The organism is Micromonospora sp. WMMD730, from assembly GCF_049178955.1.
In the GTDB taxonomy this organism is placed as follows: Bacteria; Actinomycetota; Actinomycetes; order Mycobacteriales; family Micromonosporaceae; genus Micromonospora; species Micromonospora wenchangensis.
Genome location: NZ_JBMHML010000002.1, coordinates 1,953,411 through 1,968,888, shown reverse-complemented (window position 1 = coordinate 1,968,888; position 15,478 = coordinate 1,953,411). Strand labels below are relative to the sequence as shown.

General features: G+C 74.4%; 11 protein-coding genes. 5 read left to right on the top strand and 6 right to left on the bottom strand.

Translation table 11 applies throughout. The annotated features are described in order from the left end of the window. The first annotated feature begins 4 nt into the window (after window positions 1-4). Window positions 5-1,189 (top strand): DUF58 domain-containing protein, encoded by a 1,185-nt coding sequence (locus ACN265_RS08880; RefSeq protein ID WP_421406698.1) that lies wholly within the window; start codon window positions 5-7, stop codon window positions 1,187-1,189. Beyond that, window positions 1,165-3,504: a transglutaminaseTgpA domain-containing protein gene (locus ACN265_RS08875; RefSeq protein WP_421406697.1), complete on the top strand. Its 2,340-nt coding sequence runs from the start codon at window positions 1,165-1,167 to the stop codon at window positions 3,502-3,504. The genes ACN265_RS08880 and ACN265_RS08875 overlap by 25 nt, the downstream gene beginning before the upstream one ends. Before the next feature lie 50 nt (window positions 3,505-3,554). Here the strand turns inward: ACN265_RS08875 and ACN265_RS08870 are convergent, their stop codons facing one another. Both ACN265_RS08870 and ACN265_RS08865 read right to left on the bottom strand, forming a co-directional pair. Then, entirely contained in the window at window positions 3,555-4,364 is an 810-nt protein-coding gene (locus tag ACN265_RS08870; protein ID WP_204926198.1) for an SDR family oxidoreductase, read from the bottom strand. 1 nt (window position 4,365) lies between these two features. Next, window positions 4,366-5,385 carry an LLM class F420-dependent oxidoreductase gene (locus ACN265_RS08865; RefSeq protein ID WP_421406696.1) on the bottom strand — a complete coding sequence of 340 codons (1,020 nt, stop codon included), beginning with the start codon at window positions 5,383-5,385 and terminating at the stop codon, window positions 4,366-4,368. 134 nt (window positions 5,386-5,519) lie between these two features. Here ACN265_RS08865 and ACN265_RS08860 point away from each other — a divergent pair, with 134 nt between their 5' ends. After that, complete coding sequence (locus tag ACN265_RS08860; protein ID WP_421406695.1) at window positions 5,520-6,734, top strand: low temperature requirement protein A; 1,215 nt, start codon at window positions 5,520-5,522, stop codon at window positions 6,732-6,734. A 161-nt stretch (window positions 6,735-6,895) separates the two neighbouring features. Here the strand turns inward: ACN265_RS08860 and ACN265_RS08855 are convergent, their stop codons facing one another. Further along, a complete protein-coding gene (locus ACN265_RS08855; protein ID WP_421406693.1) occupies window positions 6,896-7,627 on the bottom strand; it encodes a maleylpyruvate isomerase N-terminal domain-containing protein in 732 nt (243 codons plus the stop codon). Continuing rightward, the gene (locus tag ACN265_RS08850; RefSeq protein WP_204926195.1) at window positions 7,615-8,502 is read right to left on the bottom strand and encodes a phosphatase PAP2 family protein; all 888 of its coding nucleotides are present in this window, start codon (window positions 8,500-8,502) and stop codon (window positions 7,615-7,617) included. Before ACN265_RS08850 ends, ACN265_RS08855 begins: the two co-directional genes overlap by 13 nt. 227 nt (window positions 8,503-8,729) lie before the next feature. On the opposite strand from ACN265_RS08850, the gene ACN265_RS08845 reads away from it, so the two are divergent. Then, on the top strand, window positions 8,730-9,335 hold the full coding sequence (locus tag ACN265_RS08845; RefSeq protein ID WP_204926249.1) for a DUF3159 domain-containing protein: 606 nt from the start codon (window positions 8,730-8,732) through the stop codon (window positions 9,333-9,335). 338 nt (window positions 9,336-9,673) lie between these two features. On the opposite strand, the gene ACN265_RS08840 is transcribed toward ACN265_RS08845, so the two are convergent. After that, a complete protein-coding gene (locus ACN265_RS08840; protein WP_421411433.1) occupies window positions 9,674-12,571 on the bottom strand; it encodes a glycoside hydrolase family 48 protein in 2,898 nt (965 codons plus the stop codon). Window positions 12,572-13,467: 896 nt separating this feature from the next. Between ACN265_RS08840 and ACN265_RS08835 the strand changes: the two genes are divergently transcribed. Beyond that, on the top strand, window positions 13,468-14,961 hold the full coding sequence (locus ACN265_RS08835) for a GH1 family beta-glucosidase (RefSeq protein WP_420117161.1): 1,494 nt from the start codon (window positions 13,468-13,470) through the stop codon (window positions 14,959-14,961). Between the two features lie 100 nt (window positions 14,962-15,061). On the opposite strand, the gene ACN265_RS08830 is transcribed toward ACN265_RS08835, so the two are convergent. Next, entirely contained in the window at window positions 15,062-15,475 is a 414-nt protein-coding gene (locus ACN265_RS08830; protein ID WP_204926246.1) for a roadblock/LC7 domain-containing protein, read from the bottom strand. Window positions 15,476-15,478: the final 3 nt, after the last annotated feature.

The following is a 15,478-nucleotide window of genomic DNA, read 5'->3' as shown; positions in this document are numbered from 1 at the left end:
GGGCGTGGGGCTCACCGCCCGGGGTACCGGGCTGCTCGTCGCCGCGACCGCGTTGCTCGGCGCGGGGTTGCGGTTCGCGTACCCGGAGCTTGCCGTGCTGGGGGCGGCGGGCGCGGTGGCGGTCGGGCAGGCGGTGCTGGTGGCGGCCCGCACGCCCCGGCTGGTGGTGTCCCGCACCGCCGACCCGGACCGGGTGGCGGTGGGCGAGCCGGCCCGGATGGCGCTGACCGTCCGCAACGCCGGGCGGCTGCGGGTGGGCAGCCTGCTGGCCGAGGACCGGTGCGCGGGCCGGCCGGTGCCGGTGCCGGTGGTGCGGCTGCGTCCCGGCCGGGACACCGGCCTCTCCTACGACGTGCCGACCCGTCGACGCGGGGTGCTGCCGGTGGGGCCGCTGCGGGTGACCCGCCGCGACCCGCTGGGCCTGTACGCCGCGACCCGCGCGTACGGGCCGACGGCGGTGGTCCGGGTGCATCCCCGGGTGCACCCGTTGACGGCGGTGCCGACCGGGGCGGGACGCAGCCTCGACGGGCGGGTCGACGGGGTGCCGCACGGGTCGATCACCTTCGACGCGTTGCGGGAGTACGTGGTCGGCGACGAGCTGCGCCGGGTGCACTGGCGGACCAGCGCCCGGGTGGGTGAGCTGATGGTGCGGGAGAACGTGGACACCAGCCTGCCCCGGATCGTGGTGCTGCTGGACAACCGGGCCGCCGCCCACCCGGACCGGTCCGGCGGGGTGGCCGCGTCGTTTGAGGCGGCCTGCGAGGCGGCGGCGTCGCTGGTGGTGGCCGCGTTCCGGCAGGACCTGCCGGTGGTGCTGCTGCTGGTGTGTCCGGCCGACGACCGGACGGCCGACCCGCCGCTGGACCGGCTCGCCGCGGTGACCCTGACCGACCTGCCGGGCCGGCAGCCCGTCGGCGCGACGACGGGGGACCGCGACGGTGCGGCGCTGGACGCGACCCTGACCCGGCTGCGCGCCGACCGGCCGGGCGACACGCTGGTCTTCCTCACCGGCCCCGGTGGCCGCGACGACGTGGGGCGGGTCGGCGCGCTGCGTGGGGCGTACCCGTCGGTGGTGGTGGGGGTGTTGGGGGCGGCCGGGCCGACGCCGACGGCGGCCGGGCCGGTGGTGCTCGACGCGGTCGACGGCGCGGCGTTCGCCGCCGCGTGGGACGCGACCGGCCGATGGTGACGGTGACCGAACAGCCCGACGCCGCCCGACCGGACCGGGCGCGGGCGGGTGGCCCGGCCGGCGGTGGGCCGGGCCGGGCCGTCGTCCGGGTGCTGCGGGCGGCCGTGGTGCCGGCGACGCTCGTCGCCGCCATCGGCCTGGCCGGCGTGGCGCTCGACCGGGTGTACGCCGGTGACCTGCTGACCCGCCTGGTGTGCGGCGCGGCCCTGGGGGCGGTGCTGGTCAGCGTGGCCGCCCGCCGGTTGCCGTCCTGGCAGGTGGCGCCGCTGTCGGTGGCCGCCATGCTCGGCGCGACGGCCTGGTCGGTGCGGCTCGCCGCCGCACACGCCGACCTGCCGGGCGGTTTCCTCGACGTGGCGGCGGACGCCGCCGCCAACGCGGTGCCCCGGCTGCTCACCGCGATGATCCCGGTCGAGCCGGCCCCGGACACGGTGCTGGTGCCGGTGGTGGCCGCCTGGTTGGCCGGGCTGGCCGGTGCCGAGGTGGCGCTGCGGGCCGGCCGGGTACTGCTCGGTTTCCTCCCGGCCACCGCGTCGTACGCCGGTGCCGTCTACGTCGTCGGCCCGAACGCCCCACCGGCGGTCGGGGCGTCGGTGGTCTTCGCCGGGCTGGTCGCGCTCGCCCTGGCCGCCGGCCGGACGCCGGGTGACGACCCGGTCGCCGGGCTGCCGCCGGCCGTTCGCGGCCCGGTGCGGGTCCGGGCGACGGTGGTCTCCGCCGCCGGGGTGGCGGTGGTGGTCGGGTCGGCGGCGCTGCTCGGGCCGGCCCTCGCCGGTCGGATCGACGACCGGCCGGTCGACCCGCGCCGCTACGTGCCGCCGCCCCGGGTGGAGTCGTTGGACGAGAACCCGCTGATCCGTATCTCCGGCTGGGCGTTGGAGCCGCAGCAGGAGCTGCTGGACGTGTCGACCCGGGCCCCGGGCGACGGGCCGACCACGATCCGGCTGGCCGTGCTCAGCGACTACGACGGGGTGACCTGGCGGGTCGGGGCGACCTACCGCACCGCCGGTCGGGTCCTGCCCGGCGGTGACCCGCAGGCGGCGGACACCGTCCGGCAGGAGATCACCGTGGCCGGGTTGACCGGCCGGCTACTGCCCGCGGTGGCCACCCCCCGCACCGTGGACGGGGCCCGGGTGGCGTACGACCCGCAGAGCGGCACGTTGATCCGGCCGGAGGGGCTGACCCCGGGGTTGACGTACACGGTCACCTCGGCGCGGGAACGGCTGGACGCGAACCTGCTCGCCACCGCCGACGTACCGGCCGGGGCGCAGGTGGCCCGGGTGCTGCGGGTACCCGACGGGACGCCGGAACGGTTGCGCCGGCTCGCCACCCACCTGGCCGAGGAGAACGGCGCCCCGTACGCGCGGGCGGCGGCGGTGGAGCAGTTCCTCGCCGAGCACTACCGGCTGGTGGCGGACGCGCCGAGCGGGCACGCGTACCCGAACCTGGAGTTCTTCCTGTTCGGGCCGCGCGGTGGCGGCGGCCAGCGGGGCACCTCGGAGCAGTTCGCCGCCGCCTTCGCGGTGCTGGGCCGGTTGACCGGCCTGCCGACCCGGGTGGTGGTGGGGTTCACCGCCCGGGGTGACGGGCCGGTGCGGGCCGCCGACGCGTACGCCTGGCCGGAGGTGCTCTTCGCCGGGGTGGGGTGGGTGCCGTTCGATCCCCGGCCCCGCCCGGACACCGCGCCCCGGCCGGTGGAGGACGACTTCCGGCCGGCCCCGCCGAGCCCGCCGCCGTCGGAGGTGCCCGAGCCGACCGGAACCCCGTCGGCCACCCCGCCGGCGGTGGCCGCACCGGGCCGGACCACCACCGGTGAGCGCGGCGGGTCGACGCCCTTACTGCTGGGTGCCGGTGCCGGCGGGTTGCTGCTGCCCGGGGTGGCCCTCGGGGTGCTGGCCTGGCGTCGTCGGGCGCAGACCCGCGCCCGGTTGGGCCGGGGCGACCCGGGGACCCGGGTCGGCGGCGCGTGGCGGCACACCACCGACGCGCTGCGGCTGTCGGGACGGCCGGTCGGCGGGGACCTGTCCGCCACCGAGGTCGCCGACCGGGCCGGGCACGCCCTCGCCGAGGACACCGCCCGCGCCGGGGGTTCCCCTCCCGTCCCGGACACCGCCCGCGCCGGGGACCCGGGGCTGACCGAGTTGGCCGGGCTGCTCAACCAGGCGGCCTTCGCCCCGGGCACGCTGACCGACGCCCAGGCCGACCGGGCCGGGGACATCGCCGTGGCCTACGCGACGGCGCTGCGGGCGGCCCGCCCCGGCTGGCGGCGGCTGCTCTGGTCGGTCCATCCTGGCCCGCTGCGCTGGCCCCGCTGACCGGCCCCCGGCGCGGATCCGGAGCACTGTGGAGTGCCGGGACGGGCCGGTTACGCGGGGGGCGGGCCGGCGGCGCGTAGTCGGCGGACCAGTTTGCGCAGGCCGGCCTGCCAGCCGTCCGGGTCCTCGGCGCGGCGCAGCGCGTACCCTGCGACCTCGGGGTGGGGCAGGATGAGGAAACGCTCCTCGGCGAGCCCGGCGACCGCGGCGTCGGCGACCTGGTCGCCGGTGAGCACCGGGCCGGAGGCGGCGATCACCCGGGCGGCCAGGTGGCCGGTGGCCAGCCCGTCGGCGAGCATCGGGGTGTCCACCCCCTGCGGGCACAGCGCGCTGACCCGGATGCCCTGGTCCCGGTAGGTGATCGCCAGCCACTCGGCCAGCCCGACCGCCGCGTGTTTGGTGGCGGTGTACGGGGCGTCGCCGACCGCGGTGAGCACCCCGGCCGCCGAGCAGGTGTGCATCAGGTGGCCGCCGCCCCGGGCCAGCATGCCGGGCAGCACGGCGCGGGCGGCGTACACGTGGGCGAGCACGTTGACCCGCCAGGCACGGTCCCAGTCGGCGTCGGGGGCGTCGATGCCGGAGCCGGTGGCAACCCCCGCGTTGGCGCAGAACAGGTCGATCCGGCCGTACCGTCGCTCGGTGTCGGCGACCAGGTCGCGGACCTGGCCCTCGTCGGCGGCGTCGACGGCGACCCCCCGGGCGACCGGGCCGACCGACTCGGCGACGGCGGCGGTCGCGTGGGCGTCGAGATCGGCCAGGACGACGGCGGCGGCCCCCTCGGCGGCGAACCGGCGGGCCAGCGCCGCGCCGATGCCACCCGCTCCCCCGGTGATCACCACCACCCGGTCGGTCAGGTTCATCTCAGCCCCGCTCCGCCGGCCGTCCGGCGTCCACCGCCGACGGCGGGCCCAGCCGGCTGATCAGCTCACCCAGGGCGGCGGCCCCACCGGCGGTCACCTCCGGGGTGGGCAGCAGGGCCAGCACCGGCACGTCCACGCCCGCGTCGGCGTAGCGGCGGACCTGGTCGCGGCAGTGCTCGGGCGAGCCGTGCAGGATCAGCGCGTCGACCACCTCGTCGGGCACGGCCGCGGCGGCGGCCCGCCGGTCACCTGCCGCCCAGGCCGCCCAGACCGGGCCGAGCACGTCCTCGCGCCCCAGCCAGCGGTGGAACTCGGCGTACGCGGGGACGGTGAGGTAGCTGGTGATCAGCCGCCGGCCGAGGGTGCGGGCGTAGCCGGCGTCCTCGGTGGGGCAGACGAAGACCCGGGCGACCACCTCGAAGCCGGGGCCGCGCCCGGTCAGCTCGGCGAGGGCCTGCGCGACGTCGTCGGCGGCCAGCCAGTTGAGGATCACCCCGTCGGCCTCGGCGGCGGCCAGCCGCAGCATCCCCGGGCGCAGGGCGGCCAGCAGCACCGGTGGTGGGCTGGCCGGCGGGCGTTCCAGGGTGAACCGGCGCACCCGGAACGTGTCGAACGCCCCGTCGACCGTCTCGCCCCGTAGCGCCGGCCTGAGGAACCGCAGCAGGTCGCGGGTGCGCCGGAACGGCTCGGTGTACGGCACGCCGTTCCAGTCCCCCACCACCACCGGGGACGACGCGCCGATGCCGAGGGCGAACCGGCCCGGGGCGGCCTCGGCCAGCGCCGCCGCGCTCATCGCCAGCAGGCCCGGTCCCCGGGTGAAGACGGGGGTGATCGCGGTGCCCAGCCGCAGCCCGGGTTGCCAGGCGGCGGCCAGCGCCAGCGGGGTGAACGCGTCGGTGCCGTTGACCTCCGACGACCACAGGTCGGTGAAACCCGCCTCCGCCAGGGCCGCGTAGCCGGCGGCGTGCTCGGCGAGCGGGACGCCGGTCAGCGGCACGGTGAAGCCCCATCGGTTCGTCATCCGGTCGATCGTGCCCGCTCGCCCCGGCCGGAACAAGGCCGGAACCGGGATGGATTCGGCGATACCCGCCGCCGGTGCCGCCCGGGATGTTACGAACCCCTGGTGGGCCGGGCCGACGGCGACTGCCGACGAGCATGACGGGCGGCGACGGGGCCGCCCCGCTGCGGCGTACCGGAACGGCCCAGCGGGCCACGTTCCTGGAACTCTTCTTCGACCTGGTGTACGTCTTCGCGCTCACCCGGATCTCGTTCCGCGCCTTCGAGGACCTGGCCCTGGAACCCGGCGGCACCACCGGCTGGTCCCCGGTCACCGGGGGCGTCAAGACGCTGCTGCTGCTGCTCGCGCTCTGGGCCGTCTGGCAGGGCACCGCGTGGACGACCAGCCGGTACGACCCGCACCACAGCTGGCTCCAGCTCGTGGTGATCACCGCCCTGGTCGGCAGCATGGTGATGGGGGTGGCGATCACCCGCGCATTCACCTCCACCGGCCTGGCGTTCGCGGTGGCGTACGTGGTGACGCAGGTGTCCCGCCCGGGTCTGCTGCTGCTGGCCCTCGGCAGCCACGAGTACCGGCGGCTCAAGCTGCGCATGCTGATCACCTTCGGCGCGACCGGGGTGCTCTGGCTGACCGGGGCGTTCCTGTCGCCCACCCCCCGGGGGCTGCTCTGGGCGTTGGCGCTGGTCGTGGAGTACCTGGCCGCCCGGTTCGGGTGGCCGGTGCCGGGGCTGGGCCGGTCGAGGGCGAGCCGCTGGGACGTCGCCGGGGAGCACCTGGCCGAGCGGTACCAGCAGTTCTTCCTGGTCGCGCTGGGCGAGACGATCCTGGTGGGCGGGCTGGCGTACAGCACGGGCCCGTTCGATCCGGCCCGGACCGGCGCGTTCGCGGTGGCGCTGGTGACCTCGGTGCTGCTGTGGCGGATCTACGTGCAGCGGGCCGGGCAGGTGCTCGCCGAGGCGGTGGTGCGGTCCCGGCACCCGTCGGACACCGGCCGCTCGGCGGCGGACACCCACCTGGCGATGGTGGTGGGGCTGGTCGGCACGGCGATCGGGTACGAGCTGACCATCGAGCATCCGCTCACCTCCCCGGAGGCGGCGTGGGTGGTGCTGCTGGTGGGCGGTCCGGTGCTGTTCCTGCTCGCCCGCGCCCGCTTCGAGTACGAGGTCTTCGGCCGGGTGTCGCCGTCGCGGTGGCTCGCGGCGGCGCTGCTGGTCGTGCTCTTCCCGCTGCTGCTGCACGTGGTGCCGCTGGTCTCCGCCACGGTGGCCGCGCTGGTGCTCGGCGGGGTCGCCGCAGCCGACGCCCGCCGGGCCCGGGGTCACCCCCCGGAACCGGCCACCCCACCCCTCTAACCCCCGCCCCACCCACCCGCCCCGTGCTCAGCCGCCCGCCTGAGTCCGGTGATCAAGAGGTTTGCGTCAAGTCTGATCATCAAACTGACGCGAACCTCTTGATCACCGCGCGCAAACCTCTTGATCACCGCGCGCGATGGGGGTGGGGTTGGGGGTGGGGGTCAGCGCTGGGTGGTGAGGGACAGGTGGGGCCAGGGGTGCGCGGTGATGATCCGCTGCTCGGCGGGAGTGAGCGGGGCGCGGCCGGTGGTCTTGCGGATCAGGGTGAGGCGGTCCCAGCCGAGCCCGTCCGGAACCGGTCGTCCCCCGGTGAACAGGTCGGCGACGACCCGCGCGGCGGCGGGGGTGAGCCACGGCCCGCGGTGCAGCGCCACCGCCAGGTCGAGCCCGTGCACGCCGACCTCCACCACGCGGGTCACCAGGAACTCGTGCACCGTCATCGGGTCACCGTGGCGGGTGCGGACGACCCGGTCAGCCGGCTGCGTCCGCACCGCCGCGTCGGTCGCCCGCCAGGCGGCGGTGAAGGCCGCCGCGGTCGCCGCCGCCTCCGTGGACCCGGTCGGGGTGGCAGGACCGCGGGCCGCCCGCCGGGCGTCGGCGATCCGGTCGGCGTCGACCTGCGGGGTGAACTTCGCCGGGCCGAAGTAGCCGGCGGCGTCCACCTCGGCGCGCGGCGGCGCGGGCGCGGCGAGCATGTCGACCAGGCGTCCGGCACCCGTGCGGACGTGGGCGACGAGGTCCCGGACCGCCCAGGGCGGGCACGGGGTGGGCCGGTCCAGGTCCGCGTCGGTCAGCGTGGCCAGGACCACCGCCAGCCGGACGCACTCGGCACGGAACGCCGTACCGGCCAGGGGCACCAGGTGCCGACCCCGGCCTCCGGTCAGCCCTTCCAACGGGGCACCAGGCGGTGCACGGACAGCAGCACCAGCGCCGCCACCACCCCCATGGTGCCGGCGATCCCGGCGGCGCTGCCGGCGTACCCGATGAATAGGGTGCGGCGGGTCAACTCGTCCACCGGCGTCTGCTGCTGGTCGAGCAGGCCGGACAGGGCCAACCCGCAGCCGAGGACGGCGAGCAGGCCACCGATGCCGAGCACACTGGCGGCCACCTTGTGGGCGTCGTCGGGAGCGACCTGCGCCTGCTCGTGCTGGAACACCAGCAGCAGCAGGCCGGCCAGCGCCGCCCACACCCCGACCACCAGGAAGGCGGCGACCGCGTCGCTGGGCCGGTGCCAGCCGGCGGAGAGGGTGGCCACCCCGGCGACCGCGGCGTACGCGGCGCCGAGGAACGCCCCGAGCACGCGCACCTTCGCCGGCAGCACCAGGATCAGCGCCAGCGCCACCGAGGCGGCGATGGTGGTGTGTCCACTGGGCAGGCTGTTGCCGACCGCGTCGCGTTGCGGGTCGATGCCGAGCGCGGGCCGGTCGATGACGTACTTGAGCACCTGGGTGGTGACGTTCGCCCCGGCGATCAACAGGGTGGCCGAGATGGCGAGCGCCTTGCGGCCCCGGATCAGGGCGATGAAGAAGATCACCACCATGGCCGCCAGCAGGGAGACCACCGACATGGCGTTGAGGATCCGGTTGACCAGACCGTCGATGCGGTCCTGGCCGATCCGGTTGCCGGTCAACGCGACGGTGTCGAGCCACTGCCCGGTCCCGGTGTGCACGGCGAACCGCCACACCAGCAGAAAGGCCGCCGTCTGGGCCAATGCCAGCACGACCAACCAGACCGCGGTCCAACCCCTTGCCGTCGCACGCACCCGCACACCGTAGCGGCACGCGCGGCACGTCGCGCGTGGGCCCACCGGGACGGTCCGGATACCTTGACACGGGACCACGGGAGGTGACGGTGACCGGCACACCACAACACGGACGACCGACCCGGCAGCCGCCGGACGGCACCCCGTTGACACCGCACGGGCCGGCCCCGCAGCCAGCGCCCGGGCAGCCCGCAGACGCCGGGCCACCGGACCCGGTGGAGTCGTTGGCCGGTCTGCTCGGTGGGCGCGGTGGCGCGATCGACGCGACCCTGCCGCCGGTGGCGTTCACCGTCGGCTGGCTGGCGACCGGACGGTCGGTCGTCGGCGGGGTGGCGGTGGCGGTGCTGGCCGGCACGGCGGTGGCGCTGTGGCGGTGGCGGCGCGGGGACCGCCCCCGGGCGGTGCTGATCGGGCTGCTGGCCGTGTGCCTGGCCGCCGTGGTGGCGCTGCGCACCGGCCGGGCGGCCGACTTCTTCGCGGTGCAGGTCTTCTCGAACCTCGCCAGCGCGCTGGTCTGGATGGTGAGCATCGTGGTACGCCGGCCGCTGCTCGGCGTGGTCGTCGGGGCGGCGCTGCGGCAGCGGGGGCGGTGGCGGCGCGACCCGGCGCTGTTGCGGGCGTACGGGCGGGGCAGCTGGGTGTGGGCGGCCACCTACGTGCTGCGGGTGGCGGTGTTCCTGCCGCTGTGGCTGGGCGGGCAGGTGGTCGCGTTGACCGTGGCCCGGGTGGCGTTGACCTGGCCGCTGGTGGCGGCGGCGCTGACGGTGAGCTGGGTGGTGATCCGCCGGTCGCTGCCGGCCGGTCATCCGGGGCTGCGGCACCCGGTGCAACCCGGGTGAGCCGGGACCGCCCGTTGCCGACGTGGGGTGCGGGGCACCGGGGGCACAGACGTTGAAGGAGAGGCCGCCACGGGGGGAGCGGCCTCTCCGATCAACACGGTACTCCGTCATAGGGCGTCGCGTTATCCCGCGCGCGCTCTTTTTTCACCGCTTTCCCGCCGGGGCGGGAAGGGGGGATGGCGGGGTGGGCCGGCCGCTCCGCTGCGTCGGCCGGACGGTCGACCCACCCCCGGCCTGACCGTGGGAATCAGGCCGCCCGCCGACCGGGCTGTCCGCTCCCCCGGGCCCGGTCGGCCTCCGGGTGGGTGGCGCCGCGCCACCCACCCGGCAGGGTCAACTCACCCGTTCGGGAAGAGCATCCCGTAGTCCGCGTACGCCATGGCGATGTCGGACTGGGCCCAGAACCGGTGGTAGTTGAAGGTCGGCTCGGGGCCGCCCTTGAGGTACGCGTCGACCTTCGGCCAGTCCGGGTCGTTCTTGTAGAACGACCGGATGTCCAGGAAGCTCTTGCCGGCGGCGATGGTGTCACCGTTCGGCATCTTCCCGGTCCAGCCCGGCGGCACGTAGAGGCCCTGGCCGTCGGCGGCGTTGTAGACGTCGTCGAACCGCTTGTAGTCGCCGCGGGTCTCGGTCGTCGACACACCCTTGCTGTCGCTGGCCGCCGAGAGCGCGTCCAGCAGACCCTTGGCGGTGGTCTTCGCCTGCGTGTTGCCGGACTTGGCCGCGTACGCGATCAGGGTCCGGGCGAGGGAGCCGGTGACGCCGACGTCCTGGCCCGTGGAGCTGACCTCGACGTGCAGGCCGGTGTTGGACGCCGGGCTGCTCGGGTTCCAGTTGGCGGGCTGGCCCGTCCACTTCAGCTCGGACGGAACCGCCCAGTTGGTGCCCAGCTTGGTGTTGGCGATCGCCCACGGCACCCACTTGTCGAGCAGCGCCTTGGCCTTGGTGTTGCCGGTCTCCAGGTACAGCTCGGCGATGCGCTGCATCGACCAGACCTGCATACCGAACCACTGGTTCGACGGCGGGTCGTTGTAGACCGGGTCGACGTCGTAGTACATGCCGTAGAAGGTGGCGGTGCCGGCCGGCGGCTGGGCGTAGCTACCGTCCCAGCTGTTGGTGGCGCCACCGGCGATGCCGCCCTCGGCGGACTGGAGCCAGGTGTAGAACTCCAGCTGCCGGTCGAGGCTCTTCTGCCAGTCGCCGACCGCGGTCGGGGACTTCGGCTTGAGCTCGTTCACGTTGGTCATCGCCCAGGCCGCGAACGGGTTCTGGTAACCGAAGTGGCTGTGGCTGGAGCCGATCCGCCAGGACCAGCCCGCGCTGGCGTCGTACGCGCCGCCCCAGGCGTAGTACCAGGACAGCAGGTAGTGCGCCGAGTCCTTGCCGGTGCCGGCGGGGCAGGTGCTGGCCCCGACGCAGTTGCCGATCTTCTTGAAGTACTTGTCGTACATCGCGTACCGCAGGTAGTCGCCCATCTTGGCGGCCTTGGCCACGGTGGCCGCGACGTCGGCCTGCTTGCCCTGCGCCTTGGCCCAGGTCAGCGCCCAGTACGCGGCCTGCACGGCGCGGGCGTCGGCGTCCGGGGCGTTGGTGTACTTCCACTGCTTGGCCGGGGCACCCGAATCCTTGACGAACAGGTCGAGGTAGCCGTACTGGCCGCCGTGCTTGAAGGTGTCGCAGGACGGCTGCGGGATGGTCTCCCACACCGACTCCTGCGTGCCGCGCTGGAAGGTGTTGATGTACGCCGGCTTGGTGGTGCCGTCACCGCAGCGACCGAAGCCGTAGGTGTTGTCGACGTCCATCAGCCAGTGCATGCCGTAGATGTCGCCGGTGCCGTAGGTGGACTGCAGCTCCGAGCGCAGCGGGTCCTGGCCGACCGGGACGCTCGCGTTCAGCGCCGACGGGTACTGGCTGGGCAGGTTGTACTCGGCGGCGTACTGCGGGGTGCCGGCGACGCCCGCGGTGGGCTGGTCGGCGTGCGACGGGATGATGTACTTCTCCATCACCGTCCAGGCGTTGTTGAACGGCGCCCAGTTCTGGGTCACCCGGCCGTAGTAGGCCTCCAGCCACAGCCAGTAGCTGAACGCCTCGGAGGTGGTCTCGTGGCCGTGGTCGGGGGCCTCGACGATCAGCGTCTCGATCGAGTGGTACGGCACGCCCTCGGGGCTGAAGTAGCCCGAGTTCTTGATCTTGCCGTACTGGTCGAGGAACTTCGCGACGTAGGCGTTGTCCCCACCGGGGGTGTCGTTGTCGATCTCGGTGGCGGTGACCACCACCGAGGAGACTCCGGTGCCGGCCGCGGTGATGGTGGCGGTGCCACCGGCGGTGTCGGTGTCCTCCGCCGCGGCGACCGTGACGGTGACCCCGGTGCTCCAGTTGCTCGGGGTCAGCGTGACGCTGGCCGGCGAGACCGTGATGTCGGTGTCACCGGCACGGGTGAGGGTGACCGGCACGTTGCCCGAGGGCGCGGCGCTGAGCTTGAGGTTGAAGGTGCTGCTGCCACCCTCGTTGACGCTCACCGCGGAGGGCGTGGCGACCAGCGCCGGGCCGGTGGCGGGGCTGACGGTGAACGACTTCTCCGCCACGCCGATGCCGTTGGCGTTGTCGTACGCCTTGGCCTGGACCGTGTAGCTGCCGGCCGGCAGCGAGGTCAGCGTGTACGCGTACGGCGCGGAGGTGTCGGTGTTGACCAGCAGGCCGTTGCGGTAGAACTCGACCTTGCTGATCGTCCCGTCCGGGTCGCTGGCGGTGGCGGTCAGCGGCACGTCGGCCGGCGCGGTGAACGGCCCGGTGGGCACGCCGAGGGAGACCGTCGGCGGCTGGTTGGCCGGGGTGCCGTTGCACGGGGTGCCGTTGAGGGTGAACGACGTCGGCTTCGGGTTGCTGCCCGAGTAGGAGCCGTTGAACCCGATGGTGGTGGAGCCGCCGGTCGCGATGTTGCCGTTGTAGGACTCGTTGGTCGCGGTGACCTCGCTGCCGCTCTGGCTCCACTTCGCCGACCAGCCCTGGGTGACCCGCTGGCTGCTGTTCGGGAAGGTCCACTTGAGCGACCAGCTGCTGAGCGCGTCGCCCAGGTTCTTGATGGTGACGTTCGCGGTGAAGCCGCTGCCCCAGTCGTTGGTGGCGTAGACCACGTCGCAGGCCGGCGCGGCCTGGGCCGCGCTGGCCGGCAGGCCCACCCCGCCGATGGCGAGTGCGGTGGCGGCGAGCATCGCCGTGCGGCGACGTCTTGCCATGAGTCTCATGTGCGCGGTGTCTCCTCGGACCGGGCCGGGGCTGCGGGCCCCGGCGGGGGCACCTCCACGCGCTGCTACAGGGGTGCGCGGGGGGACGGAGGTGCCGGAATGGTGGTCGGTCCGGCCGGTGGGCCGGGGCAGGGACGGGGTACGGCTCAGGCCGTCGTGCCGTTCCTTCGGGTGCCGTCCGGGAGACCCGGATGCCCTCGGCGACCCATCACTCGCGCGTGTCTGGCTCCGCTGCGTTGATTCGACAGTGTGCCATGGAAGCGCTCCCACGACAACTACCTCTGTCGAAACGCAGGTCGATGTTTCGATCTCGTTTAGGGGCTTTCACAAAGCCGTGACGGGCGTTACAGTCGCAGCATCGCCGATGGGAGCGCTTCCATCGACGGAGATGCAACAAGTGAAGGTCACAACCGTGGTCGCCCGACCACGGGGTTCAGCCCGAACGGCTGACGACGGGCCAGCCCGGACACCGTCGCCAGCCAACACCCCACCATCACGGAGGGAGGTGGAACCAGAGCCACTCGCGTGGCCCGGCTCCCGCGCGACACGCACGGCCGGACGCCAATTCGAGCGTGCGTGTGTGCAACACAGGTGGGGACGGGGGTTGCCCTCCCCCGTCCCCACACTAAACCCCCGTACTCGACGGGAAAAGAGGCCGACGGGTCAGGCGTGCGCGCCGCCCGGCCGGCCTCGATCGCTATCTGCCCCTCGACAGATCGGCCGACCGTCCCTCGACGGCGCCCGTCACACTCGCCATTCCCCATCCCGGCCGCCCACGCGCGGCCCTCTAGGCTGGCGGTCCGCCCCGAGGCGGCCGGGCCGTCGTACGCCCGCGCTGGGAGCGCTCCCGGCCGTCGGGGTGGCCCGCACCCTGAGGAGAAACATCCATGTCGATACTCACCCGGCGACGCCTGCTGCGCCGCGCCGCGCTCTCCGCCACCGCCACCGCCGGCGCCGGGCTCTCCGCCGCCACTGGCGCCGGCCTGGCCGCGGCCACCGGCGTGCTGGCCGCCGGCTGCGACGCGCCGAAGGGTGGCGACCCGACCGCCGACCCCACCGCGGAACGGGTGCGTTTCCCCCACGACTTCGGCTGGGGCGCCGCCACCTCGGCGTACCAGATCGAGGGCGCCGCCAAGGAGGACGGCCGGGGCGAATCGGTCTGGGACACCTTCAGCCACACCCCCGGTCGCACCCGCAACGGCGACACCGGGGACGTGGCCGCCGACCACTACCACCGCTGGGCCGACGACCTCGACCTGATGCGCGACCTCGGGCTGCGCAGCTACCGGTTCTCCATCTCCTGGCCCCGGATCCAGGCCGACGGCACCGGCAAGCCCAACCAGCGCGGGCTCGACTTCTACAAGCGGATCATCGGCGGCCTGCACGAACGCGGCATCGCCCCGATGGTCACCCTGTTCCACTGGGACCTGCCGCAGGCGTTGCAGGACGACGGCGGCTGGGAGAACCGGGACACCGCCCACCGGTTCGCCGACTACGCCGACGCGGTCTTCCGGGGCATCGGCGACCAGGTGCCGGTGTGGTTGACCATCAACGAGCCGAAGACCGTGGTGCAGAACGGCTACCTCTGGGGACACCACGCCCCCGGCCGGCAGGACGCCGACGCCGCCTACCTCGTCGCCCACCACCTCCAGCTCGCCCACGGCCTCGCCGTCCGCGCGCTGCGGGCCACCGGCTTCGACACCCGGATCGGCCCGGCGCTGAACCTGCACCCGTGCTACCCCGCCGACGACAGCCCGGCCGCCGCCGCGGCCGCCACGCTGCACGACGGGTACGAGAACCGGCTCTACCTGGACTCCATCCTCACCGGTGCCTACCCGGCCGACGTACTGGCCGACCTCGGCCCGGACAGCCGGATGGCCAAGGGCATCCGCGACGGCGACCTGGCGACCATCGCCAGCCCGATCGACCTGCTCGCCGTGCAGTACTACACCCCGCTCTACCTGACCGGCAACGGCAACACCGTCACCCGCTGGCCCACCAGCGAGGCGGACTGGCAGCAGATCTACCCGCAGGGCATGTACGACATCCTGACCCGGGTCACCCGCGACTACGGGCCGGTCCCGATCACCGTCACCGAGAACGGTCTGCCCTGCCCGGACACGCTCGGCCCGGACGGCACCGTCGACGACGCCGGCCGGATCGCCTTCCTGCGTGACCACTTCACCGCCGCCCACCGGGCCATCGCCGACGGCGTGCCGCTGGAGAGCTACCACGTCTGGTCGCTGCTCGACAACTTCGAGTGGGCCGAGGGCTACGACCAGCGCTGGGGACTGGTCTACGTGGACTATCCGACCCAGCGGCGTGTCCTCAAGCGCAGCGCCCACTGGTACCGCCAGGTCATCCGGGACAACGGCCTGTAGGTCGGGCGCAGGGACCGGAGCAGCACCGGCACGGCCGGACCGCGTGGGGGCGGTCCGGCCCGGCAGCCGACCAGAGGCCCGGCAGCCGACCAGAGGCCGGTCAGCGGGGCAACGCCTGCTGGAGTTCCGCGCGCAACGCCGGGGTCAGCATCTCGCCGGCCTGCTTGGCCAGCCGGGCCATCTCGTAGCCCACCACGCCGATGTCCGCGTCCGCGCCGGCCAGGGTGGCCAGGATCGACCCGTCCCGGATCTGCATCACCAGGAAGTAGCCCCGGCCCATCTCGACCACGGTCTGCTTGACCACGTCCCCGTCGAACATCTGGGCCGCGCCCGCGGTGATGCTCATCAGCCCCGACGTCACGGCGGCCAACTTGTCCGCGTGGTCGCGGGGCAACTGCGCCGAGATCGCCACCAGCAGACCGTCCGAGGAGACCACCACCGCGTGCGCCACCCCGGGCACCCGCTCGGCGAACGCGTTGACCAACCAGTTCAGGTCACGCGCCTCCTGGCTCAGTGT

Excerpts from the sequence above, each read along its gene's own strand:
- ACN265_RS08870 (WP_204926198.1), bottom strand. The coding sequence starts at position 4,364 with ATGAACCTGACCGACCGGGTGGTGGTGATCACCGGGGGAGCGGGTGGC.
- ACN265_RS08865 (WP_421406696.1), bottom strand. The coding sequence starts at position 5,385 with ATGACGAACCGATGGGGCTTCACCGTGCCGCTGACCGGCGTCCCGCTC.
- ACN265_RS08860 (WP_421406695.1), top strand. The coding sequence starts at position 5,520 with ATGACGGGCGGCGACGGGGCCGCCCCGCTGCGGCGTACCGGAACGGCC.
- ACN265_RS08840 (WP_421411433.1), bottom strand. The coding sequence starts at position 12,571 with ATGGCAAGACGTCGCCGCACGGCGATGCTCGCCGCCACCGCACTCGCC.
- ACN265_RS08835 (WP_420117161.1), top strand. The coding sequence starts at position 13,468 with ATGTCGATACTCACCCGGCGACGCCTGCTGCGCCGCGCCGCGCTCTCC.